Below are 26467 nucleotides of genomic sequence, written 5' to 3'. Positions count from 1 at the left end.
GGTTGGATGCCTGAGTCGACTACCATCATGGGCGTTTTGTAGCTGTCCGGGGGGTTGGTGGTGAGGAGTGAGCGCAGGTGTCCCGGTCGACCCCCCTGTGGTGCGGGTGTGACCGGTGTTGCGGTCGCGGAGGTCTGGCCGGCGGTTCCCGGATCGGGCCGAATCACCACGTGACACCCATCACTTTGCCGGGGCAAAACGGACACCATCTTTGTGCACGCGTTCACAAAGGCATAGCCTGCGTTCGACAGGGCGGTTCTGGGACAAGGCGCTGCCCGCAGCCCCGCTCTACCCGCAGGAGCACCGTGGCAACTGGCCGAACTCACCGACCGGCGACCCGAAGCCGAGGGATCCCCGAGGCCACCGTCGCCCGGCTACCGCTGTATCTGCGTGCGCTGACCGCGCTCTCCGAGCGCTCGGTCCCCACGGTCTCCTCCGAGGAGCTCGCGGCCGCGGCGGGCGTCAACTCCGCCAAGCTCCGCAAGGACTTCAGCTACCTCGGCTCGTACGGCACCCGCGGTGTCGGCTACGACGTCGAGTACCTCGTCTACCAGATCTCGCGGGAACTCGGCCTGACCCAGGACTGGCCGGTCGTGATCGTCGGCATCGGCAACCTCGGCGCGGCCCTCGCCAACTACGGCGGCTTCGCCTCGCGCGGCTTCCGCGTCGCGGCGCTGATCGACGCCGACCCCGCCATGGCCGGCAAGCCGGTCGCCGGGCTGCCCGTGCGGCACACCGACGAACTCGAGTCGATCATCACCGACAACGGCGTCTCCATCGGCGTCATCGCCACCCCGGCGGGCGCCGCCCAGCAGGTGTGCGACCGCCTCGTGGCCGCGGGCGTCACCTCGATCCTCAACTTCGCGCCGACCGTGCTGTCCGTGCCCGAGGGCGTGGACGTGCGCAAGGTCGACCTCTCCATCGAGCTGCAGATCCTCGCCTTCCACGAGCAGCGCAAGGCCGGCGAGGAGACCACCCAGCCCGCCGCCACGCCGTCCCGGCCGGGCGCGCACGCGCGCGCCGCCGCGGGCGCGGGCAGCAGGAAGGGACCGGACGGGGACGTCCCCGCCGTGATGCCGGCATGAGCCTCCTGGTCGTCGGCCTCAGCCACCGCAGCGCGCCGGTCAGCGTGCTGGAGCGGGCCGCCCTCACGCCGCAGGACCGGGCCGAGCTGGTGCACGCCGCGCTGGCCGCCGAGCCCGCCACCGAGGCGGCGGTGCTGGCCACCTGCAACCGCATCGAGCTCTACGCCGACGTGGACAAGTTCCACGCCGGCGTCGCCGAGCTGTCCACGCTGCTCGCCCGCCACACGGGCGTCGCGCTGGACGAGCTCACGCCCTACCTCTACGTGCACTACGAGGACCGGGCCGTCCACCACCTGTTCTCGGTGGCGTGCGGACTGGACTCCATGGTCGTCGGCGAGGGCCAGATCCTCGGCCAGATCAAGGACGCCCTCGCGCTCGGCCAGGAGCTGCACACCGCCGGACGGCTGCTGAACGACCTCTTCCAGCAGGCCCTCCGGGTCGGCAAGCGCGCCCACAGCGAGACCGGCATCGACAAGGCCGGCCAGTCGCTGGTCACCTTCGGCCTGGAGCAGCTCGCCGACGGCGCCGCCGTCGCCGACTGGGCCGCCGGCAAGCGCGCCCTCGTCATCGGCGCGGGCTCGATGTCCTCGCTTGCCGCCGCCACGCTCGCCCGCGCCGGAGTGGCCCACGTGGCCGTCGCCAACCGCACGCTGGAGCGGGCCCGGCGCCTGGTGCAGATCCTCACCGAGCCCGGTGCGCCGGGCGCGGGCGTCCTCGCGGCCTCGGCCGTGGAGATGGCCGCGGTGCCGGCCGAGCTGGCGCTCGCGGACATCGTGGTGTCCTGCACGGGCGCCACGGGCCTGGTGCTGACCGCCGAGGCCATACGGACGGCCCTCGCGGCCCGCACGGACGCCGTGTGCGCGCTCGACGCCGGCTGCGCGGAGGGGGCCACCGGCCCGGACGTGCGCCTGGCCCTCCTCGACCTGGCCATGCCCCGCGACGTCGACGCCGCCGCGCACCGCCTGGCCGGCGCCCGGCTCGTCGACATCGAGACCCTCGCCGAGGCCTCCGCGGACGCCCCCATGGCGGCCGACGTCGACCAGGTCCGCACGATCGTCTCGGACGAGGTCGCCGCCTTCGGCGCCGCCCAGCGGGCCGCGCACATCACGCCGACCGTGGTCGCCCTGCGCACCATGGCCGCCGACGTCGTCGCGAGCGAGATGGCCCGCCTCAACGGCCGGCTGCCCGGGCTCGACGACAAGCAGCGCGCCGAGATCACCCAGACCGTGCGCCGCGTGGTCGACAAGCTCCTGCACGCCCCCACCGTGCGGGTCAAGGAGCTGGCCTCCACCCCCGGCGGCGCCGGCTACGCCGACGCGCTGCGCGAACTCTTCGACCTCGACCCGCAGGCAGTGGCCGCCCTCAGCCGGGCGGACCTGCGGCAAGGTCACCCCAACACAGCACGGGAGTCGGTATGAACGACACCTCCTCCACGGCGCCGCTGCGGCTGGGCACCCGCCGCAGCCAGCTCGCCATGGCCCAGTCGGGGCAGGTGGCCGAGGCCGTCCGCCGCGTCACCGGGCGTCCGGTCGAGCTGGTCGAGATCACCACGTACGGTGACGTCTCGCGCGAGGCCCTGGCCCAGATCGGCGGGACCGGCGTCTTCGTCTCCGCGCTGCGCGACGCGCTGCTCGCGGGCGAGATCGACTTCGCCGTCCACTCGCTGAAGGACCTGCCGACCGGGCAGCCGGACGACCTGGTGCTGGCCGCGATCCCGCGCCGCGAGGACCCGCGGGACGCGCTGGTGGCCCGCGACGGGCTCACCTTCGAGACCCTCCCCGCGGGCGCCCGCGTCGGCACCGGCTCGCCGCGCCGCATGGCGCAGCTCAACGCCTGGGCCCGCGCGCTCGGCCGCGAGATCGAGACCGTGCCGATCCGCGGCAACATCGACACCCGCATAGGGTTCGTCACCGGTGGCGAGCTGGACGCCGTGGTGCTGGCCGCCGCGGGGCTCAACCGCATCGGCCGGGCCGGCGAGGCGACCCAGTTCCTCGAGCCCGACACAGTTTTGCCCGCCCCCGGCCAGGGGGCCCTGGCGATCGAGTGCGCGTCGACCAACGCCTCGCTCGCCGCCGCGCTCGCCGAGCTCGACGACCCGCACACGCGGGCCGCCGTGACCGCCGAGCGTTCCCTGCTCGCCGCCCTGGAGGCCGGCTGCTCCGCACCCGTGGGTGCGCTGGCCGACCTGCAGGCCGACGGCCAGGCTGTCACTGAAATGCGCCTGCGCGGCGTCGTCGGCACGACCGACGGCTCGACGCTGGTGCAGCTGTCCACCACCGGTCCCGTACCCGCGTCCCACCAGGACGCCCTTGCTCTCGGCCGCGAACTCGCCGCCGAGATGCTCGCCAAGGGTGCGGCCGGTCTTATGGGGGAGCGAGCACATTGAACCCCACCGCCCCGACCCACCCCGCGTACGGGCACGTCACCTTTCTCGGTGCCGGCCCCGGAGACCCGGGACTGCTGACGCTGCGTGCCGTGGAGGCACTGGCGGCGGCTGACGTCCTGATCGCCGATCCGCAGGTGCTCGACGTGGTGCGTACGCATGCGCGGAGCACCGTGGACACGCCTGCGCAGACGGTTACTGACGAGGCATCAAAAGCCGCGGACATCCCCGTCCTTCGGGACACCGCCAATCTTGTCATGACGGCCGCGCGCTCCGGCAAGCGGGTCGTCCGTGCGGTCCTGGGCGACCCCGGGCTCGACGGCAACGCCGCCGAGGAGATGCTGGCCTGCGCCGACGCGGGCCTCACCTTCGAGGTGGTGCCGGGCGTCGCCACGGCCGTGGGCGTGCCCGCCTACGCCGGTGTGCCGCTGCGCGACGGCCAGGGCGGCGACGTGCGTTTCGTCGACGCCCGCACCGCCACCGCGGTGTGCTGGGCCGAGGCCGGCACGAGCGAGGCGACCACGGTCGTGTCGACCACGCTCGACTCGGTGGTCGCGGCCGCCGGCGAGCTGGTCTCCGGCGGCCGCAAGCCCGACACCCCGGTCAGCGTCACCGCCGCCGGCACCACCACCCGCCAACGCACCTGGACCGCCACCCTCGGCACGCTCCAGCAGGTGCTCAAGGCGGCGAAGGTGCTGCCGTCCGCCGACGGCTCGCAGCCCGTCATAGCCGTGGTCGGCGAGCGCAGCGCCGCCGAGCGGCGCGAGCGGCTGTCGTGGTTCGAGTCCAAGCCGCTCTTCGGCTGGAACGTCCTCGTGCCGCGCACCAAGGAGCAGGCCGCTTCGCTCTCCGACCAGCTGCGTTCGTACGGCGCCGTGCCCAGCGAGGTGCCGACCATCGCCGTCGAGCCGCCGCGCACCCCGCAGCAGATGGAGCGCGCGGTCAAGGGCCTGGTCACCGGGCGCTACGAGTGGATCGCCTTCACCTCGGTGAACGCCGTCAAGGCGGTGCGCGAGAAGTTCGAGGAGTACGGGCTCGACGCCCGCGCCTTCGCCGGCATCAAGGTCGCGGCCGTGGGCGAGCAGACCGCCAAGTCGCTGATCGAGTTCGGCGTGAAGCCCGACCTCGTGCCGTCCGGCGAGCAGTCGGCGGCCGGGCTGCTGGAGGACTGGCCGCCCTACGACCCGGTCTTCGACCCGATCGACCGCGTCTTCCTGCCCCGCGCCGACATCGCCACCGAGACCCTGGTGGCCGGCCTGATCGAGCTGGGCTGGGAGGTCGACGACGTCACCGCCTACCGGACGGTGCGCGCGTCGCCGCCGCCGGCCGAGACCCGGGAGGCGATCAAGGGCGGCGGCTTCGACGCCGTGCTGTTCACCTCCTCCTCCACCGTGCGGAACCTCGTCGGCATCGCCGGCAAGCCGCACAACGTCACCGTCATCGCCTGCATCGGCCCGGCCACCGCCAAGACGGCGGAGGAACACGGCCTGCGGGTGGACGTGCTGTCGCCCGAGCCCTCGGTGCACAAGCTCGCCGAGGCGCTCGCGGAGTTCGGAGCGGCGCGGCGCGATGCCGCGGTCGAGGCCGGGGACCCGGTCACCCGCCCGAGCGAGCGGCGGCCCGGATCGCGTAGAAGGGCACGGAGTTGAGCACCACCTACGGCACTTTCCCAGGGGCCCGGCCCCGGCGCCTGCGCACCAGCCCGGCCATGCGCCGCATGGTCGCCGAGACCCGGCTGCACCCGGCCGACCTGATCCTTCCCGCCTTCGTGCGGGAGGGCATCAGCGAGCCGGTGCCGATCTCGGCCATGCCGGGCGTCGTCCAGCACACGCGCGAGACCCTGCGCAAGGCCGCCGTCGAGGCGCTCGACGCCGGCGTCGCGGGGATCATGCTCTTCGGCGTGCCCGAGGACGCGAAGAAGGACGGCCTCGGCACCGCCGGCACCGACCCCGACGGCATCCTCCAGGTCGCCATCCGCGACGTGCGGGACGAGGTCGGCGACGAGCTGGTCATCATGTCCGACCTGTGCCTGGACGAGTTCACCGACCACGGCCACTGCGGCGTCCTGGACTCCGCCGGCCGCGTCGACAACGACGCCACCCTTGAGCGCTACGCCGAGATGGCCCAGGTCCAGGCCGACGCCGGCGTCCACGTCGTGGGCCCCAGCGGCATGATGGACGGCCAGGTCGGCGTCATCCGCGACGCCCTCGACCAGACCGGCCACGAGGACGTCTCCGTCCTGGCCTACACCGTCAAGTACGCCTCCGCCTTCTACGGCCCCTTCCGGGAGGCCATCGGCTCCTCGCTCCAGGGCGACCGCAAGACCTACCAGCAGGACCCGGCGAACGTCCGCGAGTCGCTGCGGGAGCTGTCGCTCGACCTCGCCGAGGGCGCCGACATGGTGATGGTCAAGCCGGCGCTGCCCTACCTGGACATCCTCGCCAAGGTCGCGGAGGCCGTCGACGTGCCGGTCGCCGCCTACCAGATCTCCGGCGAGTACGCGATGGTCGAGGCCGCCGCCGCCAACGGCTGGATCGACCGCGACCGCGCCATCATGGAGAGCCTCACCGGCATCAAGCGGGCCGGGGCGAACATGATCCTCACGTACTGGGCGACGGAGGTCGCCCGGCAGCTGTGAGCGGCGCTGCTCACCGCCCGTAACCCCAGGCGACGGCGGCGTCCCCCGGCCCTCAAGGGCTGTGGGGACGCCGCCGTTGGCATATGCGCATTGCGAGTTCTTGGCGTTTGCGCTGCTCACGCAGACGTCGTGGACCTTTTCGCGATCGTCACCCACACAGGTCGAGTCTCGCCGAAATGACGGAGGCGACGTGTACGCGCTCCGAGCATGGTTACGGTGTGTGTCAGATTGCTTACGCTACGGAGGCGTGCATGAGCCATGACCCCGAAATCACGGACGACTGGGAGTACACGCTTCAGGTCCCCTCGGACCCCATGGCGCCCTGCATCGCGCGCCGCACCCTGCGCACCATCTTCGAGGAGCACGGCTTCCTCGAACTCGCCGACACCGCCGAGCTCCTCACCTCCGAGCTCGTCACCAACGCCTACCGCTACTCCGACGGCCCCGCCTCGGTGCGCGTCAAGCGCGAGGGCGACCGGGTGCGGGTCGCCGTCTGGGACACCAACCCCCGCCTCCCCGCCCTCGACGGCGTCCGCGTGCCCGACGCCGAGGCCGAAGGCGCCGAGCGCGGCCGCGGCCTCGGGCTCGTCCAGTGGTGCGCCGACAGCTGGGGCGGCTTCGCCCTGCGCGACCAGCCCCAGGGGCTGGTCGGCAAGCTCATCTGGTTCGAACTCGGCGCCGGGACGGGCTGAGGGTCAGAGCCGCTCGGGCGTGCGGATGCCCAGCAGCGCCATGCCCTCGCGCAGCGTCCGGGCCGTCAGGTCGCACAGGAACAGCCGGTTCTCCACGAGCTCCGGCGCGTTGTCCTCGCTGAGCACCTGGCACTGGTCGTAGAACGTCGTGTAGAACGAGGCCAGCTGGTAGAGGTATCCGGCCAGCTTGTGCGGCGCGTACTCCCCGGCCGCCTCCGCCACCGTCGCCGCGAACTGGTCCAGGTGCAGACCCAGCGCCCGCTCGGCCGGCGCCAGCGACAGCTCCGGGTGCGCCACCGGCTTCGCCTCGCCCGCGCGGCGCACGATCGAGCGGATCCGCGCGTACGCGTACTGGAGGTACACCGACGTGTCGCCGTTGAGCGACACCATCTGGTCCAGGTCGAACTTGTAGTCACGCGCGGCCGACGTCGACAGGTCCGCGTACTTCACGGCGCCGATGCCCACGTACTCGCCGTTCTCGACGATCTCCTGCTCGCTCAGGCCCACCTTCTCGGCCTTCTCCCGCACCACGTCCGTCGCCCGGCCGATCGCCTCGTCCAGCAGGTCCACCAGACGCACCGTCTCGCCCTCACGGGTCTTGAACGGCTTGCCGTCCTTGCCCAGCACCGTGCCGAAGCCCAGCTGCACGGCCTTGACGTCGTCCGTCAGCCAGCCGGCCCGGCGGGCGGTCTCGAAGACCATCTTGAAGTGCAGCGACTGCCGGACGTCCACCACGTACAGCAGCGTGTCGGCCTTCAGGTTGAAGACCCGGTCACGGATCGCCGACAGGTCGGTGGCCGCGTACCCGAAACCGCCGTCCGACTTCTGCACGATCAGCGGCACCGGATTGCCGTCCGGGCCCTTGACGTCGTCGAAGAACACGCACAGCGCACCCTCCGAACGCACCGCGACACCGGACTCCTCCAGCATCCGGCAGGTCTCCGCCAGCATGTCGTTGTAACCCGACTCGCCGACGATGTCCTCGTCGCGGATCTCCACGTCCAGCTTGCCGAACACCGAGTAGAAGTAGATCTTCGACTCGTCGACGAACTTCTGCCACAGCGCGATCGTCTCCGGATCGCCCGCCTGCAGGTCCACCACCCGGCGCCGGGCCCGCGTCTTGAACTCCCCGTCCGCGTCGAAGAGCGCACGCGAGGCCTTGTACAGCCGGTTCAGGTTCGACATGGCCTCCTCACCGGAGACCGCCGGGCCGTCCTCGGCAGCCTTGTGGTCCAGCTCGTGAGGGTGCTCGATCAGGTACTGGATGAGCATGCCGAACTGCGTGCCCCAGTCGCCGATGTGGTGGCGGCTGACCACCTTCTCGCCGGTGAACTCCAGGAGCCGGACGACCGAGTTGCCGATCACCGTGTTCCGCAGGTGGCCGACGTGCATCTCCTTGGCCACGTTCGGCTGGGCCCAGTCGATCACCGTGGTGCCCGGGTGCTCCTTGAACGGCACGCCGAGCCGGTCGTCCGCCGCGCGGGCCGCCAGCGTCTCGGTGATCGCCTTGTCGGACACGGTGATGTTGAGGAAGCCGGGCCCGGAGACCTCGATCTCCTGCATCAGCAGACCCTCACCGACCGGCAGCGACTCGACGACCTTCGCGGCCAGCTCCCGCGGGTTGCCCTTCAGCTTCTTCGCCAGCGCCAGCATCCCGTTGGCCTGGAAGTCCGCCCGGTCGCTCCGTCGCAGCAGCGGGTCCGCCGCACCGGCCTCCGGCAGGGCAGCCGAGAGGGCGTCCGCGATGCGCTGGTGGAGCGTGGAAGCGAGGGAGGGAACCGAAGCCATGGGATGGGTGCCATTCCGGTAGGAGGCGTTTTCGACACCCTGAGTATCCCATGCGCCTATCACAGCCCCACCGGGATTTCACCGCCGGTCGGGCAACCCCCAAGCCACCTCCCACGTCTGGGACAATGGTCATGCCAGGACCGTAAGGAAGGAAGTGCCGTGGCTCAGGCTCAGAGCACCGAGGCCGACTGGGTCTCCCGTTTCGCAGACGAGGTCATCGCCGAAGGTGAGCGCCGCGCCCCCGGCAAAGCGATCGTCGTCGCCTCGGGCCTGTCGCCCTCCGGCCCGATCCACCTGGGCAACCTGCGCGAGGTCATGACCCCGCACCTGGTCGCCGACGAGATCCGCCGCCGCGGCCACGAATGCGTCCACGTCCTCTCCTGGGACGACTACGACCGGTACCGCAAGGTCCCCGCCGGCATCGACCCCTCCTGGGCCGAGCACATCGGCAAGCCCCTCACCGCCGTGCCCGCCCCGCCCGGCAGCCCCCACGGCAGCTGGGCCGAGCACTTCAAGGCCGCCATGATCGAGGCCCTGGACGAGCTGGGCATCGAGTACCGCGGCATCAGCCAGACCGAGCAGTACACCTCCGGCGCCTACCGCGAGCAGATCCTGCACGCGATGAAGCACCGCGGCGACATCGACGCCATCCTCGACCAGTACCGCACCAAGGCCAAGCCGGCCAAGAAGAGCCAGAAGCCCCTCGACGAGGCAGAGCTCGAGGCCGCCGAGGGCTCCGGCGCAGCCGCCGAGGACGACGGCAGCGGCAGCACCGGCTACTACCCGTACAAGCCGTACTGCACCGTCTGCAACAAGGACCTCACCACCGTCACGGCGTACGACGACGAGACCACCGAACTCACCTACACCTGCGCCTGCGGGCACGGCGAGACCGTCCTCCTCAAGGAGTTCGACCACGGCAAGCTCGTCTGGAAGGTCGACTGGCCCATGCGCTGGGCTCACGAAGGCGTGATCTTCGAGCCCAGCGGCGTCGACCACTCCTCGCCCGGCTCGTCCTTCCAGGTCGGCGGCCAGATCGTCGGCCCGATCTTCGACGGCGTCCAGCCCATCGGCCCCATGTACGCCTTCGTCGGCATCAGCGGCATGGCCAAGATGTCCTCCTCCAAGGGCGGCGTCCCCACCCCCGGCGACGCCCTCCAGATCATGGAGGCCCCGCTGCTGCGCTGGCTCTACGCCCGCCGCCGCCCCAACCAGTCCTTCAAGATCGCCTTCGACCAGGAGATCCAGCGTCTCTACGACGAGTGGGACAAGCTGAACGCCAAGGTCGCCGACGGCACCGCCCTGCCCGCCGACGCCGCCGCCCACAGCCGCGCCGTCCGCACCGCCGCCGGCGAACTGCCGGCGACCCCGCGCCCGCTGCCCTACCGCACGCTCGCCTCGGTCGTCGACATCACCGCCGGCCACGACGAGCAGACCCTGCGCATCCTCAGCGACCTCGACCCGGCCAACCCCGTCACCTCCCTCGACGAGGCCCGCCCCCGGCTCGACAAGGCCGAGCACTGGATCAACACCCAGGTGCCCGCCGAGTCCCGCACCATCGTCCGCGAGGAGCCCGACACCGAGCACCTCGCCTCCCTCGACGACCAGGCCCGCGAATCCCTGCGCCTGCTCCTCGACGGCCTCGACGACCACTGGTCCCTCGACGGCCTCACCACGCTCGTCTACGGCGTCCCCAAGGTCCTGGCCGGGCTGGAGCCCGACGCCAAGCCCACGCCCGAGCTGAAGGTCAAGCAGCGCGAGTTCTTCGCCCTGCTCTACCAGCTGCTCGTCAGCCGCGACACCGGCCCCCGCCTCCCCACCCTGCTCCTCGCGGTCGGGGCCGACCGGGTCCGCAAGCTGCTCGCCGCCTGACCGGCGACCGCACCCGCGGCACACGAAAGGGCCGCCCGCCCGGTGAGTGATCACCGGGCGGGCGGCCCTTTTCGCCAGGCCCCGCTCGCAGGACCTACTGCTTGTTCGCGTTCGCGACCGCCGCCACGACCTCCTTGGCCGCCTCCTGGGCGTCCTTCTTCATGTCGTCCGCGTTCGGCGACTTCGCGCCCTCGTAGCCCGCACCGCTGTACTTCACGCTGACCACGACGTTCTGCGAACGGGCGACGACCGTCTCGTTCGTGAAGTCGTTGTCGTCCTTCTTCGTCTGCGTGCTCACCACGCTCGCGTCGTCACCGACGTCGCCCGCCTTCTCCGTCTTGGCGTCCTTGGCACCGTCCTGCGTCGCCGCCTTCGTCGTCTGCTGCGCCGCGAAGTCCTGCGCGCGCTTCTCGCCCGAACCCAGCGTCGGGTCCGAAGGGAAACGCTTCAGCGACACCGTCAGCGAACGGAACTGCAGGTCCTTGACGTCCTCGTCGTTCAGACCGCTCCAGAAACAGCTCGCCGAGTCGTTCGTGTCGGTCGACGGAAGGGCCTTGCCCTCCTTCTTCTCCGCCTTCGGCACCAGCTTGTCGACGGTCTTCTCCGAAAGCGTCTTGCACACCTCCGGCAGCTTGCCGTACGCCGCCGGCTTCACCGAAGCGGTGGACGTCGGCTTCGCGGACTGCGTGGGCTTCGCCGACTCCTTCTTCTTCCCACCCGAGTCGTCGGACGAGCAGCCGGTGGCGACGAGCATCACCGGTACTGCGGCGCAGGCGAGGATTCGGGCGAGTCGCGGGGCTGTTCGTCGGTGCATGGATCCTTCGCTCATTCGATTAGGGGTGCGATGGGGGATGTCGCCGGGGCCGGCCCTCGAAACGCACGGGCGCCCCTGCCTACGGGCACGGTACGCGGCGACCAGTTGGCGACGGCCGAAATGCTGCGGTACTCGCCGGGCTAATTGCCGAAGTGCCCCGCATCCAGTTCACGAGCCAGACTCTGCGCCTTGCCCTGGAGATCCTGGCTGGCGGGAACGTGTTGCTTGTCCGTCGTCCACTGGTCGTACGCGATCGTGACCAGCACGTTGGCCGACCGGAAGACGACCGTCACATCCCGGTGCACGCTCGACGCCGAGCCCACCAGCCGGTCGTCCACGTACGCGTCGTCCCCGAGATCGTCCAGGGAACGCGGCGCGAGCTTGGGGTCCGAGGACGCCGACGCCGGCGCCGAGGGGGCCATCGAGGCGTCCGCCAGCTGCGGCCCCGGCCCCGGATTCCCGCCGGCACCCGGCGAGGCGGGGGCGGAGGGGCCGCCCGAGGGCGTGCCGGAGGGCTGCGCGGAGGGATTCGCCGAGGGCTTCGCCGACGGGGAGGCCGCGGCCGCCGGGATGTGCGCGGCGGTCGCCAGCCGGTCGTACAACTGCTGCGCGCGGTCCTCGTCGCTCACGCCCGCCTGGTACGACACGACGCGCTCGAAGTCCACGGACAGATGGCGGGTGCCGTCGGGGGTCTCCAGCTTCCAGCGGCAGCCGACGCGGCGGTCGGTGTCGTAGGTGATCGCCGCCTGGCCGCGCAGGAGCTTCTCGGCCTCGTCCTTCTCGGCCTCGTTCACCCCGGGCAGCATCCGGCGCAGGGTGTCCCTGCCGACGTAGCCACAGGGCTCGGGAAGGTTGCGGTACTTCCCCGGCGGCCCCGCGGGGGCCGCGGACCCCGCCTGCCCCGCCTTCGCGTCGACGCCCCCGCCACTGGCCCCGGCGCCCCCGCTGCACCCGGCGAGCCCCGCCGAGAGCACCGCCGCGGCGAGTGCGGCTACCGGTGCGTACGCCCTTCGCTGCACTGTCCGTGGCTCCCTTCGCCCGAAAACTGGTTGCTGCCGCTGGGCGGCGGCTGGACACAATGTGTACCGCACGCGCTGCCGCGTCTGCCGTCCCCCTGTCGTGGATGAGCGGATAGGTCCGGCTTTTGCGTTATTCACGCTTTTCGGGGGAATGAGGAAGATATGAGCTACGCCGAGGTGCCTGGCGCCCGGGTACCGATCCGCATGTGGGCGGACCCGGCGACCGTGGAGCCCGTAGCGATGCAGCAGCTGCGGAACGTGTCCACCCTGCCGTGGATCCAGGGCCTGGCCGTGATGCCGGACGTCCACTTCGGCAAGGGCGCCACGGTCGGCTCGGTGATCGCCATGCGGGGCGCGGTGTGCCCGGCGGCGGTGGGCGTCGACATCGGCTGCGGCATGTCGGCGGTGAAGACGTCGCTGACGGCGAACGACCTGCCGGGTGACCTGTCGCGACTGCGGTCGAAGATCGAGGAGGCCATCCCGGTCGGCTTCGCCATGCACGACGACCCGGTGGACCCGCGCCGGCTGCACGGACTGCCGACGGCGGGGTGGGACGACTTCTGGGCGCGGTTCGACGGGGTCGCGGAAGCGGTCAAGTTCCGTCAGGGGCGGGCGCTGAAGCAGATGGGGTCCCTTGGCGGCGGAAATCACTTCTGCGAAGTCTGCATCGACGACCAAGGGGCGGTGTGGCTCATGCTCCACTCCGGCTCCCGCAACATCGGCAAGGAACTGGCCGAGTACCACATCGGCGAGGCCCGGAAGCTCTCCCACAACCAGAACCTGGTCGACCGCGACCTGGCCGTCTTCATAGCCGACACGCCCCAGATGGCCGCCTACCGGCACGACCTGTTCTGGGCGCAGGAGTACGCACGGCACAACCGCGAGATCATGATGGCGCTCTTCAAGGACGTCCTCCGCAAGGAGTTCAAGAAGGCCAAGCCCATGTTCGAGCCCGAGATCTCCTGCCACCACAACTACGTGGCCGAGGAGACCTACGAGGGCGTCGACCTGCTGGTCACCCGCAAGGGCGCGATCCGCGCGGGCAGCGGTGAGTACGGGATCATCCCCGGCTCGATGGGCACGGGCTCGTACATCGTGCGCGGCCTCGGCAACGAGGCGTCGTTCAACTCCGCCTCCCACGGCGCGGGCCGCCGGATGAGCCGCAACCAGGCGAAGAAGCGCTTCTCCGAGCAGGACCTCGCGGAGCAGACGCGCGGCGTCGAGTGCCGCAAGGACCGCGGCGTGGTCGACGAGATCCCGGCTGCGTACAAGCCCATCGAGCAGGTCATGGAGCAGCAGCGGGACCTCGTCGAGGTCGTGGCGCACCTCAAGCAGGTCGTCTGCGTGAAGGGCTGAGCGAGACGGCCCCCGGGCTGGGACGGCTACACGTCCTGCGGGTACCAGCGCAGCTCGATCGTGTTGCCGTCCGGGTCGACGACGTAGACGGACTGGGCGTCGCCGCGGGCGCCGAAACGCTTGCCCGGGCCGTCGACGACGGTGAAGGTGCCGGCGTCGATCACGGACTGCCAGTCCAGGGGCTCGACGACGAGGCAGATGTGGTCGACGTTGGACTCGCCGCGCTCGCCCTCGACCAGGTCGATGATCGTCGTGGGGGAGACGCGCACTGACGGGAAGGAGACCTTGCCGGCGCGCCACTCGTCGACGCGGACGGGCTCCAGGCCGAGCGGGCCGGTGTAGAAGGCGAGGGAGCGCTCGACGTCGGAGACGTTGAGGACGAGGTGGTCGAAGGCGATGACGCGCATGGGATCCCCCTGTTTCGTAGGAGCCGCCCGATCCGGAGCGGCCTGGTGTACGAAACTAGCGCGCCATGATCGTTCGCGCATCCGTCCCGGGGGCCGCGGCCGGGGTCCCGGCCTTGGAACCGGTCCGGCTCAGGCCTCGCGGTGGACCTTGTAGTTGGAGGCCTGGGCGCGGGGGCGGACGACGAGCAGGTCGACGTTCACGTGGGGCGGGCGGGTGACGGCCCAGGTGACGGTGTCGGCGATGTCGTCGGCCGTGAGGGGTTCGGCGACGCCCGCGTAGACGGCGGCGGCCTTGTCCTGGTCGCCGCGGAAGCGGGTGAGGGCGAACTCGTCGGTCTTGACCATGCCGGGGGCGATCTCGATGACGCGTACGGGCCGGCCGCACAGCTCCAGGCGCAGGGTCTCGGCGATGACGTGGGCGGCGTGCTTGGCGGCGACGTAGCCGCCGCCGCCCTCGTAGGTGGCCAGGGCCGCGGTGGAGGAGAGGACGACCACGGTGCCCTCGGCCTCGGTGAGGCGGGGGAGCAGGGCCTGGGTCAGGTTGAGCACGCCGAGGACGTTGACCTCGTACATGGCGCGCCAGTCGGCGGGGTCGGCGGTGGCGACGGGGTCGGTGCCGAGGGCGCCGCCGGCGTTGTTGACCAGGACGTCCACGCGGTCCTGGGTGGCGGCGAAGGCGTCGACGGCGGCGCGGTCGGTGACGTCGAGGGCGTGGGGGACGGCCTGGTGGCCGGCCGCGGTGAGTTCGTCGGCCAGGGCCTGGATACGGTCCGCGCGGCGGGCGGTGAGCACGACGCGGTAGCCGGCGGCGGCCAGTTGCCGGGCGGTGGCGGCGCCGATGCCGCTGCTCGCGCCGGTGATGACTGCGGTGCGGGTGCTCATGGTGGGCCTCCTGTTGCGCGCGGGATCTACGCGCAGCATAGGCGGGGCGGTGCGGGCGGTCAGCGGCCGCGCGGCGCGTACATGATCACTGCCACGCCGGCCAGGCAGACCAGCGCGCCCGCCACGTCGTAGCGGTCGGGCCGGTAGCCGTCGGCGACCACGCCCCAGGCGAGCGAGCCGGCGACGAAGACACCGCCGTACGCGGCGAGAATCCGGCCGAAATGCGCGTCCGGCTGGAGGGTGGCGACGAAGCCGTACGCGCCGAGGGCGATGACGCCGGCGCCGACCCACGCCCAGCCCCGGTGCTCCCGCACGCCCTGCCAGACGAGCCAGGCCCCACCGATCTCCAGGAGGGCGGCGAGGACGAACAGCGCGGTGGAACGGACGATCAGCATGAGGCGCAGGGTACGGCCGGGGCGGGGTGAAAGGGGATTTCTACGGCCAGACCAGGCAGTACGGTTCGTGGCCGGCCTCGTGCAGGCGGTGGGAGAAGTCCTGCCACTCGTGCAGTAGTTGGTAGACCGTGAAGGCGTCGCGGGGGCCGCCCCGGTCGGGGACCGTGGACCAGATGAACGCCGCCGCGCCCACCGATTCCTCGCCGATGCCGCGCAGCGGGTCGACGACGGTCATGGGCAGCTTGACGACCGCGTAGTCGGGGTGGAGAACGACGAGCTCAAGCGGGGGGACCTTGTGCAGGGGTATGCCCTCGATGCCGGTGAGGACCATGGCGGCCACGGTCTCCGGCTTGATCCGGGTGAACATCCCGCCCATGCCCAGCTCGTCACCGCCGAGCTCCTCAGGGCGCATGGAGATGGGCACGCGGGCAGCGGTCGCACCGTTCGGTGCCCCGAAGTACTTGTAGGTCACCCCCACCCGGCCACTCCTGCTCACACTGCTCTGTTCGCGTTGTTCCTCGCGCCGGTGCCGCCCACGCTGGGCATGGGGCGCTCGCTCGGGGCCCAGGTCATCGGTGCCCTCGCCCAGTCCGCCACCGCGATGCATATCTCCACCTGACCGCATTTTTAGGCAGCAGAGCCCCCGCCGCGCAACCCGATCATCGTCTCAGAGACCTCCCCCGTGGGCGGCGCGTGAAACGCCCGGACGCGACTCCGTCCGGCGCTCTGAGATGTATGGCCAGCGTGAGCTATCCATACAGTGCCCTGCTTCATGTGACTAGGGTAGTTCGCTAGGCTCCGGCTGTGACCCACATCTCAGGAGCTGGGCACCCGGAGCACGTTGCTGCCGTGCTCCGGGTAGCAGCAGGGTATACCCGCCAGTCAAAGAAGAAGGCGGACAAGTCAGAAGCCAGTCCGGCTGCGCAGGACGAGGCCAACGAGAAGAAGGCACGGGACCGGGGCTGTAGGTTTCTTCGGCATTACCGGGACGTCGGAGTCTCCGGTTATGGCCCGAATGCGAATCGCAAAGCCTTCGAGCGACTGCTGAACGCCTGCCGTGCGGGCAAGGTCCACGAGATCATAGTCTTCGACGTCACGCGGTTTTCCCGTCGTGAGCCCAAAGACGCAATTCCGGTCGTGCTTGAGTTATTCAGCCTCGGCGTGACGATCACCTCGGTGTGCGAAGGCTCCTTCTCGCCCGGCGACACGATGGAACTCATCATGTTGATCACGCGGCTGGACGCGGAGCACCAAGACGGCAAGAACAAGAGCGACATGATCAAGGGCGCGAAGCGTACGGCCAAACAGTTCGGCGGGTGGCTCGGGGGCATCCCGCCCTACGGCATGGAGAGCTACTCCGAGCAGGTGACGCGCGAGGTGGACGGCAAGGCCGTGACCCTCACGATCCGTCTCCTGCGTCCGGTGCCGAGGAACGCTGACGGGACCGATCAAGGCAGTGTGGTCCTTCGCATGGTCGACCGCGTCCTCGCGTACAAGGGCAAGCGCTGGGAGGGGGAGAAGAACGCCCACCCTGCCTCGATCGGCGGAGTCACGACGTGGCTGAACACCAACTCGGTGCCGAGTCAAAAAGGCGGTCCGTGGCGGACACCCACGGTGAAGCGGATTCTTACCGATCCCCGGCTGGCGGGGTTCGCGGCCGAGGCGGTTTACCGAAAGGACAAGGACGGGGCGCCGACCGGCACTCTGGAGGGGTACAAGATCCTCCGAGATGAGGAAACGGGAGAGCCGGTCACGATCGGTGAGGCACTCATTCCTCCACCCCGCTGGTTCGAGCTCCAGGAGTGGCTGGAGGGGCGTCTACGCGGTACGGGAAGTACGAGGGCCCGGTACGTCCTGACGGCCATGGACAGGCTCAGATGTGAGTGCGACCGCCCCATGACCGGCTCGCCCCGCATCTACAAGTGCAGTCGTGCACCCGGCGTAGCCGAACCCGGCAAGCACGAGGGGGGTAACACGATCAATCAGGACGAGGTGAACGATTACGTCGCTCGCTGCATCATGGCTCTCCTCATGACCGCGGAGGGTGATCCGCAGACGCTGGACGTGCTTGCCGAGGCGAGGCGGCGATTCGCGCAGGCGAGCGAGACCCCGGTGAAGAGGAGCGAGCGCGCTTCGCTCGTGGGGGAGCGGGCGGCGGTCATCAAGTCGATCAACGAGCTGTACGACGACCTTGACTCGGGCATCTACGAAGGCCGGATCGGTCGGGCGCGCTTCCGGCACGAGAAGGAGGCGCGGGAACAGCGGCTGGCGGCGATCGAAAGCCGGATCCAGGACGTGGGCGGTCCCGAGGAGGCGGCACTTCCCGTCGAGCAGTGGACGTACACCGAGGACCCCGGGGGAGACCCGTTGGGCAGGGGGTCGTGGTGGGCCGGTGCCACCGTCGCTGAAAAGCGGATGCTGGTCAGCCTGTTCGTGGACGAGGTGCGCATCGCCAAGGCCGCCGGCCGAGGTGGGGTGAACCGTGTCTGCCAGGTCGAGAAGCGGGTGACGGTCAAGATGGCGAGCCGGAAGCCGGAGGAGGCGGAGGCGTACGTACAGGCCGTATAGGCGGCGATAGTTCAGCGGTGAGGCCCCGGTCGAGCGTGAGAGCTTGACCGGGCCTTTTGCACGGGGCGGCGCCGGGGTCTTCTCCTCAGTGTTTCCTCGCAGCGGCCTTTCGCCGGTCATGCATGGAGGGCAGCCATAGGTGTCTCCTCGCACGTTTCGGGGCTCGGAAAGATTTCCCCGCCGCAGTGATGGACGAGCCGGGATCGGTTCCCATCCTTTATTTCCGTGGTGGGGCCGGTCGGGCTGGCAATCGTCATTCGTAGGGGATATGTGCGTGCTGGCCACTGGCGCCTGTCGATTCTCTCGCGGGCGACCTCACGGTTCCGGCGGAGGTCATCGGCGATGCCTGCTGCGATGAATGCGGCGCCCGAAGAATGGCCGGAAATCATGTGTCGCCACCGCGCTTCTGTGACCACCCCGGCCCCGTCCCGCAGGTCGGGGGAGGGTCGCACATGGGCTCCACGCCGTCACGTCGTCACGCTGCCTGGCGGAGTGCGCTGGATCGGGGCCCGCCTCATGGCGTGGAGGTCAGCACCACGCAGCCGTCTCCCCCCGTTCCCGCCGTTGTGGGGGGCGGTCGCTCCATTCGAGGCCTGCAGGACGCCACCCCCACGCCCTCCGTGAGCGTCGGGCCGTGAGGAGACAGGGCCCCAGAGACCGAGACGTACCCTGTCGGCATGGCAGATGCGTACGTAGAAGGGGCCCTCGCGCGCCCCTGCGGGGCCGTCCCGGCGCCGTCGGAAGCAGCAGCGCGAGGCGTGTCGAGGACGATCGGAGCGAACCAGTGAACGAGTTTCCGCAGGTCAGCCCCCAACTGCCCTACACGTATGAAGCCCCGGTCTCGCAGACGCTCTTCGACCGCGCGGCGGTCGTGACCCCCGGTGGCGTGAACTCTCCGGTCCGCGCGTTCCGCGCCGTGGGCGGTACACCCCGGTTCATGGTGTCCGGTACGGGTCCGTACCTCACCGATGCGGATGGCCGGGAATACGTGGACCTTGTGTGCTCGTGGGGGCCGATGATTCTCGGCCATTCCCACCCCGAGGTGATCGCGGCCGTCCAGGAGGCCGTGGCGCGCGGCACGTCCTTCGGCACGCCCGGCGAGGGCGAGGTCGCGCTGGCCGAGGAGATCGTCGCCCGCGTCGAGCCGGTCGAGCAGGTGCGCCTGGTGTCGTCGGGCACCGAGGCCACGATGTCGGCGATCCGACTGGCGCGCGGCTTCACCGGCCGCGCCAAGGTGATCAAGTTCGCCGGCTGCTACCACGGTCACGTGGACGCGCTGCTGGCCGCCGCCGGCTCCGGCGTGGCGACGTTCGGGCTGCCGGACACGCCCGGGGTCACGGGCGCGCAGGCCGGTGACACGATCGTGCTGCCGTACAACGACCTGGAGGCGGTGCACGCCGCCTTCCACGCGCACCCGGGTGAGATCGCCTGTGTGATCACCGAGGCCTCGCCGGGCAACATGGGCGTGGTGCCGCCGCTGCCGGGCTTCAACGAGGGGCTCAAGACGGCCTGTGCGCAGAACGGCGCGCTGTTCATCTCCGACGAGGTCATGACGGGCTTCCGGGTGAGCCGGGCCGGCTGGTACGGGATCGACGGCGTGAAGCCGGACCTGATGACCTTCGGCAAGGTCATGGGCGGTGGTTTCCCGGCGGCGGCCTTCGGCGGCCGGGCCGACGTGATGGCGCACCTGGCGCCGGCGGGCCCCGTCTACCAGGCCGGTACGCTCTCGGGCAATCCGGTGGCGACGGCGGCGGGCCTGGCGCAGCTGCGGCTGCTGGACGACGCGGCGTACGAGCGGGTGGACGCGGTGTCGGCGGAGATCAGCGGGCTGGTGACGCGGGCGCTGGCGAAGGAGGGCGTGGCGCACCGGCTGCAGACGGCCGGGAACATGTTCTCGGTGTTCTTCACCGAGTCCGAGGTCACGGACTACGACCGGGCCCGGACCCAGGAGGCGTTCCGTTTCAACGCCTTCTTCCATTCGATGCTGTCGCAGGGCGTGTACCTGCCGCCGTCGGCGTTCGAGTCGTGGTTCGTCTCCGCGGCCCACGACGCGGCGGCGGTCGAGCGGATCGCGGCGGCCCTGCCGGCCGCGGCGCGGGCGGCGGCCGAGGCGACGGAGGGGGACAAGTGAGCAACGACAGCGACATCACCGTCGTGCACCTGATGCGGCACGGCGAGGTGCACAACCCGGACGGCGTGCTCTACGGGCGTAAGGCCGGGTACCACCTGTCGGACCTGGGCCGGCGGATGGCGGACCGGGTGGCGGAGCACCTCGCCGAGCGGGACGTCACGCACGTGGTGGCCTCGCCGCTGGAGCGGGCGCAGGAGACGGCGACGCCGATCGCGAAGGCGCACGGCCTGGACCTGGCGACGGACGAGCGGCTGATCGAGGCGGCGAACGTCTTCGAGGGCAAGACCTTCGGGGTCGGTGACGGCGCGCTGCGGAAGCCGGCGAACTGGAAGCACCTGACGAACCCGTTCCGTCCGTCGTGGGGCGAGCCGTACATCGAGCAGGTCGTGCGGATGATGCGGGCGCTGGACGCGGCGAAGGACGCGGCGCGTGGTCACGAGGCCGTGTGCGTGAGCCACCAGCTGCCGATCTGGATCGTGCGGAGCTTCGTGGAGAAGCGGCGGCTGTGGCACGACCCGCGCCGGCGGCAGTGCACGCTGGCGAGCCTGACGACGTTCACCTACCGCGGCGACAAGATCGTTTCGGTGGGATACAGCGAGCCCGCGCGGGATCTGGTGCCGGCTCATCTGCTGGCGGGCGCGAAGCCGGTCAAGGGCGGCGCCAAGGCGTTCGGGGCCTGAGGGGTCGTACGCCGGGGCGCGTGCCTCCCGCGTCATGCCTCGGTAAGTCCGTAAAAACCCATAAAGAGCAGGGAAAGAGCGCAACCGACGTACTTCGACGCGCCCTCGTACTCAATGTCCACTTATATGGACCGCATATGGTACGGGGGCGCAGCGAGCACGGACGGAGCCGACATGCGCGACATCACCCGAAGGGACCTGCTCGGCATGGGGGTGGGGGCGGCCGCGGCGCTCGGTGTCGCCGGCTGCTCCGCGGAGCCGGAGGCCGTGCGGGCTCCCTCCTCGAAGGCGAGCGCCCGGGCCAAGGCCCGGCCGATCGGTGACGGTTCGACGGCGGACATGGGGGCGCAGCCCAACCAGCCGTCGAAGCCCGAGCCCCTGGAGCCGGGTCAGAAGCCGCCACAGTTCGTGATCTTCTCGTGGGACGGGGCGGGGGAGGTCGGCAACGGCCTCTTCCCCCGGTTCCGGAAGCTGGCCCGCGACCACGGCGCCACGATGACGTTCTTCCTGTCCGGCCTGTACCTGCTGCCGGAGGACAAGCGGCACCTCTACGAGCCGCCGAACAACCCGGCCGGGGCCTCCGACATCGGCTACCTCACCGACGCGCACATCAAGGAGACCCTGAAGAACCTGCGTGCCGCCTGGCTGGAGGGCCACGAGATCGGCACGCACTTCAACGGGCACTTCTGCTCGGGCGGCGGTTCGGTCGCCCACTGGACGCCGGAGGACTGGGAGTCCGAGATCGAGCAGGCCGTCTCGTTCGTCACCCGGTGGCGGACGAACACCGGGTTCACCGGGCTGGACCCGCTGCCCTTCGACTACCGCAAGGAGCTCGTCGGGGGCCGTACGCCGTGCCTGCTCAACCAGCGGCGGCTGCTGCCGACGGCGGCCAGGCTCGGCTGGCGGTACGACGCGAGCTCCGAGGGCGGCCAGCAGGTGTGGCCGCGCAAGAACCACGGGCTGTGGGACCTGCCCCTGCAGCAGATGCCCTTCCCCGGGCACTCCTTCGAGGTCCTGTCCATGGACTACAACATCCTCGCCAACCAGTCGAAGAGGACCACGCGCGGCCCCTCGCACCACTACGACAGCTGGCGCGAGCAGGCCACCGAGGCCTACATCTCGGGGTTCCAGCGGGCCTACGAGACGAACCGGGCGCCCTTCTTCGTGGGCAACCACTTCGAGACCTGGAACGGCGGGATCTACATGGACGCCGTCGAGGAGGCGTTCAAACACATCGCCGACGAGAAGCACCGTGACGTGCGTCTGGTGTCGTTCCGGCAGTTCGTCGACTGGCTCGACGTGCAGAGCCCGAAGGTCCTGGAAGGGCTGCGCAGGCTCGACGTGGGCGAGAAATGGAGCCCGCGGGCCGTCTGAGCCGGCCGCCCGGGGCCGTCGCCGGCGGCCGGAGCGGACCGAGGGGGGTGCGGAAGATCCCCAAACCGCCCATGCGAAACTTTTCACATGAGTGCCTGCCGCGCCCTTCGACGCCACCCTTCCCGCCGTCGTACCACCGTGCTGGCCGCCGGAGCCGCCCTCGCGGCACTGACGCTGACCGCGTGCGGTTCCGGTAAGGACACCTCCGGTGGCGGGGGGCAGACCCAGTTCGTGCAGGGCACGGGCGGGGTCGACGTCGCCAAGGACCGGGCGGGCCGGCGGGACGCGCCGGAGCTGTCCGGCAAGACGATCGACGGCAAGCAGCTCGACGTCGCCCAGGAGTACAAGGGCAAGATCGTCGTCCTTAACGTCTGGGGCTCGTGGTGCTCGCCCTGCCGGGCCGAGGCCAAGAACCTCGTCACCGTGGCCAACGACTACAAGGACAAGGGCGTGGAGTTCGTCGGGCTTGACACCCGCGACCCCGACCCCGCCCCGGCCCAGGCCTTCGAGAAGGAGTTCAAGGTTCCCTACCCGAGCCTGTACGACTCCTCCGGCAAGCTCCTGCTGCGCTTCCCCAAGGGCAGCCTCAACCCGCAGTCCATCCCCTCGACGGTCTTCATCGACCGCGACGGCAAGATCGCGGCCCGGGCGATGAAGGCCCTGAGCGAGGAAGAGCTGCGCAAGACGCTCGACCCGCTGGTAGCGGAGAAGTGACCCCGTGATCACCGGGTCCCCCGCCGCCGCGCACGTCCTCGCCGCCGCGACCGACACCAACCAGACCGTCCTGTCCGGCGCGCTGCTGCTGGCCCTTCCCGTGGCCGTGCTCGGCGGGCTCATCTCCTTCTTCTCGCCCTGCGTGCTGCCGCTGGTGCCCGGCTACCTCTCCTACGTCACCGGCGTCAGCGGCGCCGACCTGGCGGAGGCCCGGCGCGGCCGGATGGTGGCCGGGTCCTCCCTCTTCGTGGCCGGCTTCTCCGCCGTCTTCGTCTCCGCCGGCGCCTTCTTCGGCTACTTCGGCAAGACGCTGCAGGACCACAAGGAGACGATCTCCATGGTGCTCGGCGGCCTGACGATCGTGCTCGGGCTGGCCTTCATGGGCGCCCTGGGCCTCTTCGGGCAGCGCGAGTTCCGCTTCCACACGAGACCCGCGATCGGCCTGGCCGGCGCGCCCGTGCTCGGAGTGCTCTTCGGGGTCGGCTGGACGCCGTGCATCGGGCCGACGCTCGCCGCCGTGCAGTCGCTCTCCTTCAACCAGGCCAGCGCCGGCCGGGGGGCGCTGCTGACGGTCGCCTACTGCCTGGGCCTGGGGCTGCCCTTCGTCCTGACCGCGGTCGCCTTCCGGCGCGCGCTGGGCGCGTTCGGCTGGGTCAAGCGGCACTACGTCTGGGTCATGCGGGCCGGCGGCGCGATGCTCGTCGTGGTCGGCCTGCTCCTGGTCACAGGAGTGTGGGACAGCATGGTCGGCGAGCTGCAGACGTGGTCGCAAAACTTCACCCCCGGGATCTGAACCATGGCCAAGACCGATAGCACCCCCTCCGCGCCGGCGCCGGAGGAGCCCGACGCCGGTGCCGGAGCCGCGGGCGCGCAGATGTCCACGGCCCCCGCCGAGGACCGCGAGCAGGCCGTACCCGGCTCCTTCGGCGGCATGCGCGGGCCCGGTGCCCTCGGGTGGCTCGCCTGGACGGCCCGCGAGACCTTCGGCTGGTGCCGCTGGTTCTGGCGGCAGCTGACCTCGATGCGGGTCGCGCTGCTCCTGCTCTTCCTGCTCTCCCTCGCCACGATCCCGGGCTCGCTGGTCCCGCAGAACAGCGTCGACCCGCTGAAGGTCGAGCAGTGGAAGGAGAAGCACGAGAGCCTCACGTCGGTCTACGACAAGCTCGGCCTCTTCCACGTCTACAGCTCGGTGTGGTTCTCCGCGATCTACATCCTGCTGTTCGTCTCCCTCATCGGCTGCATCGTCCCGCGCACCTGGCAGTTCGTCGGCCAGCTGCGCGGCCGCCCGCCGGCCGCCCCCCGCCACCTCACCAAGATGCCCGCCCACGCCACCTGGCACACGGACGCCGATCCGGAGCGGGTGCTGGCTGCGGCGCACCGGGCGCTGCGCCGCCGGCGCTTTCGCACCGTGGCCGCGGGCGACGCCGTCAGCGCCGAGAAGGGCTACCTCCGCGAGGCGGGCAACCTCCTCTTCCACGTCTCCCTGATCGTGCTGCTGGTGGCCTTCGCCTCCGGCCAGCTGTGGAAGTCCGAGGGCGGCAAGCTCGTCGTCGAGGGCGACGGCTTCGCGAACAACCTCACCCAGTACGACGACTTCAAGTCCGGCTCGCTGTTCACCGCCGACGACCTCGACCCCTTCGACTTCGACCTCGACAGCTTCTCCGGGACCTACGAGCGCACCGGCCCCCAGAAGGGCACGCCGCGCGACTACGCCGCCCACGTCACCTACCGGGACACGCCCGACGGCCCGCGCCGCAAGGCCACCATCAAGGTGAACGAGCCGCTGGAGACCGGCCGGTCGAAGGTCTACCTCATCGGCCACGGCTACGCCCCGATCGTCACCGTCCGCGACGGCCAGGGCAACGTCGCTTTCCGGGGCCCGATCCCCTCGCTCCCCCTGGACAGCAACGTCACCGAGACCAGCGTCCTCAAGGTGCCGGACTACCGCGACAAGGACGGCAAGGAGGACGACCTCGGCTTCAAGGGCAACTTCGTGCCCACCCTGGACCTGCGCACCGGGCGGATGGCCTCCCAGTTCCCCGCGCTCGACAACCCCGCCCTGGTGCTCACCGCCTACCGCGGCAACCTGGGCATCGACGCGGGCCTGCCGCAGAGCGTCTACCAGCTCGACGTGTCCAGGATGAAGCAGTTCACCGAGCCGGACGGTTCGAAGTTCGCCAAGGCCCTCAAGGTCGGCGACACCATGAAGCTGCCGGACGGCGCGGGCGAGCTGCACTTCGACGCCATCAGGCAGTGGGCGACCTTCCAGGTCTCCCAGAAGCCCGGCAACGAGCTGGCGCTCGCCGGCGCCGGCGCCGCCCTGGTCGGCCTGGCCGGCTCGCTGTTCATCCAGCGCCGCCGCGTGTGGGTGCGGGCCGTCGCGGGCGAGGACGGGCGTACGGTCGTCGAGGTGGCCGGCCTCGGCCGCAGCGAGTCCGCGCGGCTGCCCGAGGAGCTCACCGGCATCGTCGCCGCCCTCCAGCCCGACGCACCGCCCGCGGCCGCTGACGACACCGCCGGGACGCCCACCGAAGAACCCGCCGAAGACCCCGCCGAACCGTCCGAAGGAGCGCGCGCGTGACCCTCGCCGCCGCAACCAACGAGAACCTGGCCCACGTCAGCAACGTGCTGATCTATTCGGCCATGGCCGTCTACACCCTGGCCTTCCTCGCGCACATCGCCGAGTGGGTCTTCGGCAGCCGCAGCGCCGTCGGCCGGACCGCCGCCGCGCTCACCGCCGAGGCGCCGGCCCGGCCGGCCGTCACCGTGAAGAAGGCCGGCGGCACCGCCGTCCTGGAGCGCCCCGAGGTGATCACCCGCGCCGCCCCCGGCTCCCGTGACGTGCCCGACGGCCCCGGCGCCGCCGGCACCAGCGAGAAGGGCGACCTCTACGGCCGTATCGCCGTCTCCCTGACGGTGCTGGCCTTCGCCCTCCACGCCGGCGGCGTCCTCACCCGCGCCCTGTCGGTGCAGCGGGCGCCGTGGGGCAACATGTACGAGTTCTCCACGACCTTCGGCATGACCGCCGTCGCCGTCTACCTCGGCCTGCTCGCCGCGAAGAAGAACGTCCGCTGGCTGGGCCTGCCGCTGACCACGTCGATCCTGCTCGACCTGGGCCTGGCCGTCTCGGTGCTGTACACCGACAGCGACCAGCTGGTGCCGGCCCTGCACTCCTACTGGCTGTGGATCCACGTCTCCTGCGCGATCATCTCCGGCGCGGCGCTGTGGGTGGGCGCGACCTCCACGCTCTTCTACCTCTTCCGCGACGGCCACGAGGTCCGGCTCGCGGAGGGCCGTGCCACCGGCGCCTGGGACAACGCCCTCTCCCGCCTGCCCTCGGCCGCCACGCTCGACAAGTTCGCGTACCGCATCAACGCGACCGTCTTCCCGCTGTGGACCTTCACGATCATCGCGGGCGCGATCTGGGCCGAGGCCGCCTGGGGCCGCTACTGGGGCTGGGACCCCAAGGAGGTCTGGTCCTTCATCACCTGGGTCGCCTACGCCTGCTACCTCCACGCCCGCGCCACCGCCGGCTGGAAGGGCCGCAAGGCCGCCTACCTGGCCCTGCTGGCCTTCGCCTGCTACCTGTTCAACTACTACGGCGTGAACATCCTGCTGAGCGGCAAGCACTCCTACGCGGGGGTGTGACCGCACGGTCGCGCCGCGCGC

General features: G+C 70.8%; 23 protein-coding genes. 16 read left to right on the top strand and 7 right to left on the bottom strand.

Features of this window, described 5'->3' with window-relative positions:
- Nucleotides 1–305 precede the first annotated feature (305 nt).
- The 6 genes from CYQ11_RS14115 to CYQ11_RS14090 all read left to right on the top strand — a co-directional run bounded on the left by CYQ11_RS14115 (nt 306) and on the right by CYQ11_RS14090 (nt 6798).
- Complete coding sequence (locus tag CYQ11_RS14115; protein ID WP_099197821.1) at nt 306–1085, top strand: redox-sensing transcriptional repressor Rex; 780 nt, start codon at nt 306–308, stop codon at nt 1083–1085.
- Nucleotides 1082–2503, top strand: a complete 1422-nt coding sequence (locus CYQ11_RS14110) for a glutamyl-tRNA reductase (RefSeq protein ID WP_099197822.1) — start codon at nt 1082–1084, stop codon at nt 2501–2503. Before CYQ11_RS14115 ends, CYQ11_RS14110 begins: the two co-directional genes overlap by 4 nt.
- The gene (hemC, locus tag CYQ11_RS14105; protein WP_099197823.1) at nt 2500–3471 is read left to right on the top strand and encodes a hydroxymethylbilane synthase; all 972 of its coding nucleotides are present in this window, start codon (nt 2500–2502) and stop codon (nt 3469–3471) included. The genes CYQ11_RS14110 and hemC overlap by 4 nt, the downstream gene beginning before the upstream one ends.
- Complete coding sequence (locus tag CYQ11_RS14100; protein WP_099197824.1) at nt 3468–5117, top strand: bifunctional uroporphyrinogen-III C-methyltransferase/uroporphyrinogen-III synthase; 1650 nt, start codon at nt 3468–3470, stop codon at nt 5115–5117. Before hemC ends, CYQ11_RS14100 begins: the two co-directional genes overlap by 4 nt.
- Nucleotides 5114–6106, top strand: a complete 993-nt coding sequence (gene hemB / locus CYQ11_RS14095; protein WP_099197825.1) for a porphobilinogen synthase — start codon at nt 5114–5116, stop codon at nt 6104–6106. The genes CYQ11_RS14100 and hemB overlap by 4 nt, the downstream gene beginning before the upstream one ends.
- Before the next feature lie 251 nt (nt 6107–6357).
- Nucleotides 6358–6798 (top strand): ATP-binding protein, encoded by a 441-nt coding sequence (locus tag CYQ11_RS14090; protein ID WP_099197826.1) that lies wholly within the window; start codon nt 6358–6360, stop codon nt 6796–6798.
- A 3-nt stretch (nt 6799–6801) separates the two neighbouring features.
- Here the strand turns inward: CYQ11_RS14090 and argS are convergent, their stop codons facing one another.
- Complete coding sequence (argS, locus tag CYQ11_RS14085; RefSeq protein ID WP_099197827.1) at nt 6802–8586, bottom strand: arginine--tRNA ligase; 1785 nt, start codon at nt 8584–8586, stop codon at nt 6802–6804.
- A 159-nt stretch (nt 8587–8745) separates the two neighbouring features.
- Between argS and lysS the strand changes: the two genes are divergently transcribed.
- Nucleotides 8746–10458 (top strand): lysine--tRNA ligase, encoded by a 1713-nt coding sequence (gene lysS, locus CYQ11_RS14080; protein WP_104650992.1) that lies wholly within the window; start codon nt 8746–8748, stop codon nt 10456–10458.
- A 94-nt stretch (nt 10459–10552) separates the two neighbouring features.
- On the opposite strand, the gene CYQ11_RS14075 is transcribed toward lysS, so the two are convergent.
- Together CYQ11_RS14075 and CYQ11_RS29520 are read right to left on the bottom strand one after the other, a co-directional pair.
- Nucleotides 10553–11272 carry a hypothetical protein gene (locus tag CYQ11_RS14075; protein ID WP_099197829.1) on the bottom strand — a complete coding sequence of 240 codons (720 nt, stop codon included), beginning with the start codon at nt 11270–11272 and terminating at the stop codon, nt 10553–10555.
- A 140-nt stretch (nt 11273–11412) separates the two neighbouring features.
- On the bottom strand, nt 11413–12291 hold the full coding sequence (locus CYQ11_RS29520; protein ID WP_181143658.1) for a hypothetical protein: 879 nt from the start codon (nt 12289–12291) through the stop codon (nt 11413–11415).
- A gap of 162 nt (nt 12292–12453) precedes the next feature.
- Between CYQ11_RS29520 and CYQ11_RS14060 the strand changes: the two genes are divergently transcribed.
- The gene (locus tag CYQ11_RS14060; protein WP_099197831.1) at nt 12454–13647 is read left to right on the top strand and encodes an RtcB family protein; all 1194 of its coding nucleotides are present in this window, start codon (nt 12454–12456) and stop codon (nt 13645–13647) included.
- 26 nt (nt 13648–13673) lie between these two features.
- Here CYQ11_RS14060 and CYQ11_RS14055 read toward each other — a convergent pair whose 3' ends face one another.
- From CYQ11_RS14055 to CYQ11_RS14040, 4 genes are all read right to left on the bottom strand, one after another.
- Nucleotides 13674–14054: a VOC family protein gene (locus CYQ11_RS14055; RefSeq protein ID WP_099197832.1), complete on the bottom strand. Its 381-nt coding sequence runs from the start codon at nt 14052–14054 to the stop codon at nt 13674–13676.
- A 129-nt stretch (nt 14055–14183) separates the two neighbouring features.
- Nucleotides 14184–14936 (bottom strand): SDR family NAD(P)-dependent oxidoreductase, encoded by a 753-nt coding sequence (locus CYQ11_RS14050; protein WP_099197833.1) that lies wholly within the window; start codon nt 14934–14936, stop codon nt 14184–14186.
- Nucleotides 14937–14995: 59 nt separating this feature from the next.
- Nucleotides 14996–15331: a YnfA family protein gene (locus CYQ11_RS14045; RefSeq protein ID WP_099197834.1), complete on the bottom strand. Its 336-nt coding sequence runs from the start codon at nt 15329–15331 to the stop codon at nt 14996–14998.
- A gap of 40 nt (nt 15332–15371) precedes the next feature.
- A complete protein-coding gene (locus CYQ11_RS14040; protein WP_099197835.1) occupies nt 15372–15938 on the bottom strand; it encodes a hypothetical protein in 567 nt (188 codons plus the stop codon).
- Nucleotides 15939–16135: 197 nt separating this feature from the next.
- Here CYQ11_RS14040 and CYQ11_RS14035 point away from each other — a divergent pair, with 197 nt between their 5' ends.
- The 8 genes from CYQ11_RS14035 to ccsB all read left to right on the top strand — a co-directional run bounded on the left by CYQ11_RS14035 (nt 16136) and on the right by ccsB (nt 26446).
- The gene (locus tag CYQ11_RS14035; protein ID WP_243469272.1) at nt 16136–17899 is read left to right on the top strand and encodes a recombinase family protein; all 1764 of its coding nucleotides are present in this window, start codon (nt 16136–16138) and stop codon (nt 17897–17899) included.
- Nucleotides 17900–18713: 814 nt separating this feature from the next.
- On the top strand, nt 18714–20030 hold the full coding sequence (gene hemL, locus CYQ11_RS14030; protein WP_099199692.1) for a glutamate-1-semialdehyde 2,1-aminomutase: 1317 nt from the start codon (nt 18714–18716) through the stop codon (nt 20028–20030).
- A 32-nt stretch (nt 20031–20062) separates the two neighbouring features.
- Nucleotides 20063–20710 carry a histidine phosphatase family protein gene (locus CYQ11_RS14025; RefSeq protein WP_099199693.1) on the top strand — a complete coding sequence of 216 codons (648 nt, stop codon included), beginning with the start codon at nt 20063–20065 and terminating at the stop codon, nt 20708–20710.
- Nucleotides 20711–20884: 174 nt separating this feature from the next.
- Nucleotides 20885–22084, top strand: coding sequence for a polysaccharide deacetylase family protein (locus tag CYQ11_RS14020; RefSeq protein ID WP_099199321.1), 1200 nt, complete (start codon nt 20885–20887; stop codon nt 22082–22084).
- Between the two features lie 87 nt (nt 22085–22171).
- Nucleotides 22172–22798: a TlpA family protein disulfide reductase gene (locus CYQ11_RS14015; RefSeq protein WP_099199322.1), complete on the top strand. Its 627-nt coding sequence runs from the start codon at nt 22172–22174 to the stop codon at nt 22796–22798.
- Nucleotides 22799–22805: 7 nt separating this feature from the next.
- Entirely contained in the window at nt 22806–23591 is a 786-nt protein-coding gene (locus CYQ11_RS14010) for a cytochrome c biogenesis CcdA family protein (protein WP_099199694.1), read from the top strand.
- Between the two features lie 3 nt (nt 23592–23594).
- A complete protein-coding gene (gene resB / locus CYQ11_RS14005; protein WP_099199323.1) occupies nt 23595–25379 on the top strand; it encodes a cytochrome c biogenesis protein ResB in 1785 nt (594 codons plus the stop codon).
- Nucleotides 25376–26446 carry a c-type cytochrome biogenesis protein CcsB gene (ccsB, locus tag CYQ11_RS14000; protein WP_099199324.1) on the top strand — a complete coding sequence of 357 codons (1071 nt, stop codon included), beginning with the start codon at nt 25376–25378 and terminating at the stop codon, nt 26444–26446. The genes resB and ccsB overlap by 4 nt, the downstream gene beginning before the upstream one ends.
- Nucleotides 26447–26467: the final 21 nt, after the last annotated feature.

Source organism: Streptomyces cinnamoneus, from assembly GCF_002939475.1.
In the GTDB taxonomy this organism is placed as follows: domain Bacteria; phylum Actinomycetota; class Actinomycetes; order Streptomycetales; family Streptomycetaceae; genus Streptomyces; species Streptomyces cinnamoneus_A.
This window is presented reverse-complemented; position numbering and strand designations above follow the sequence as displayed.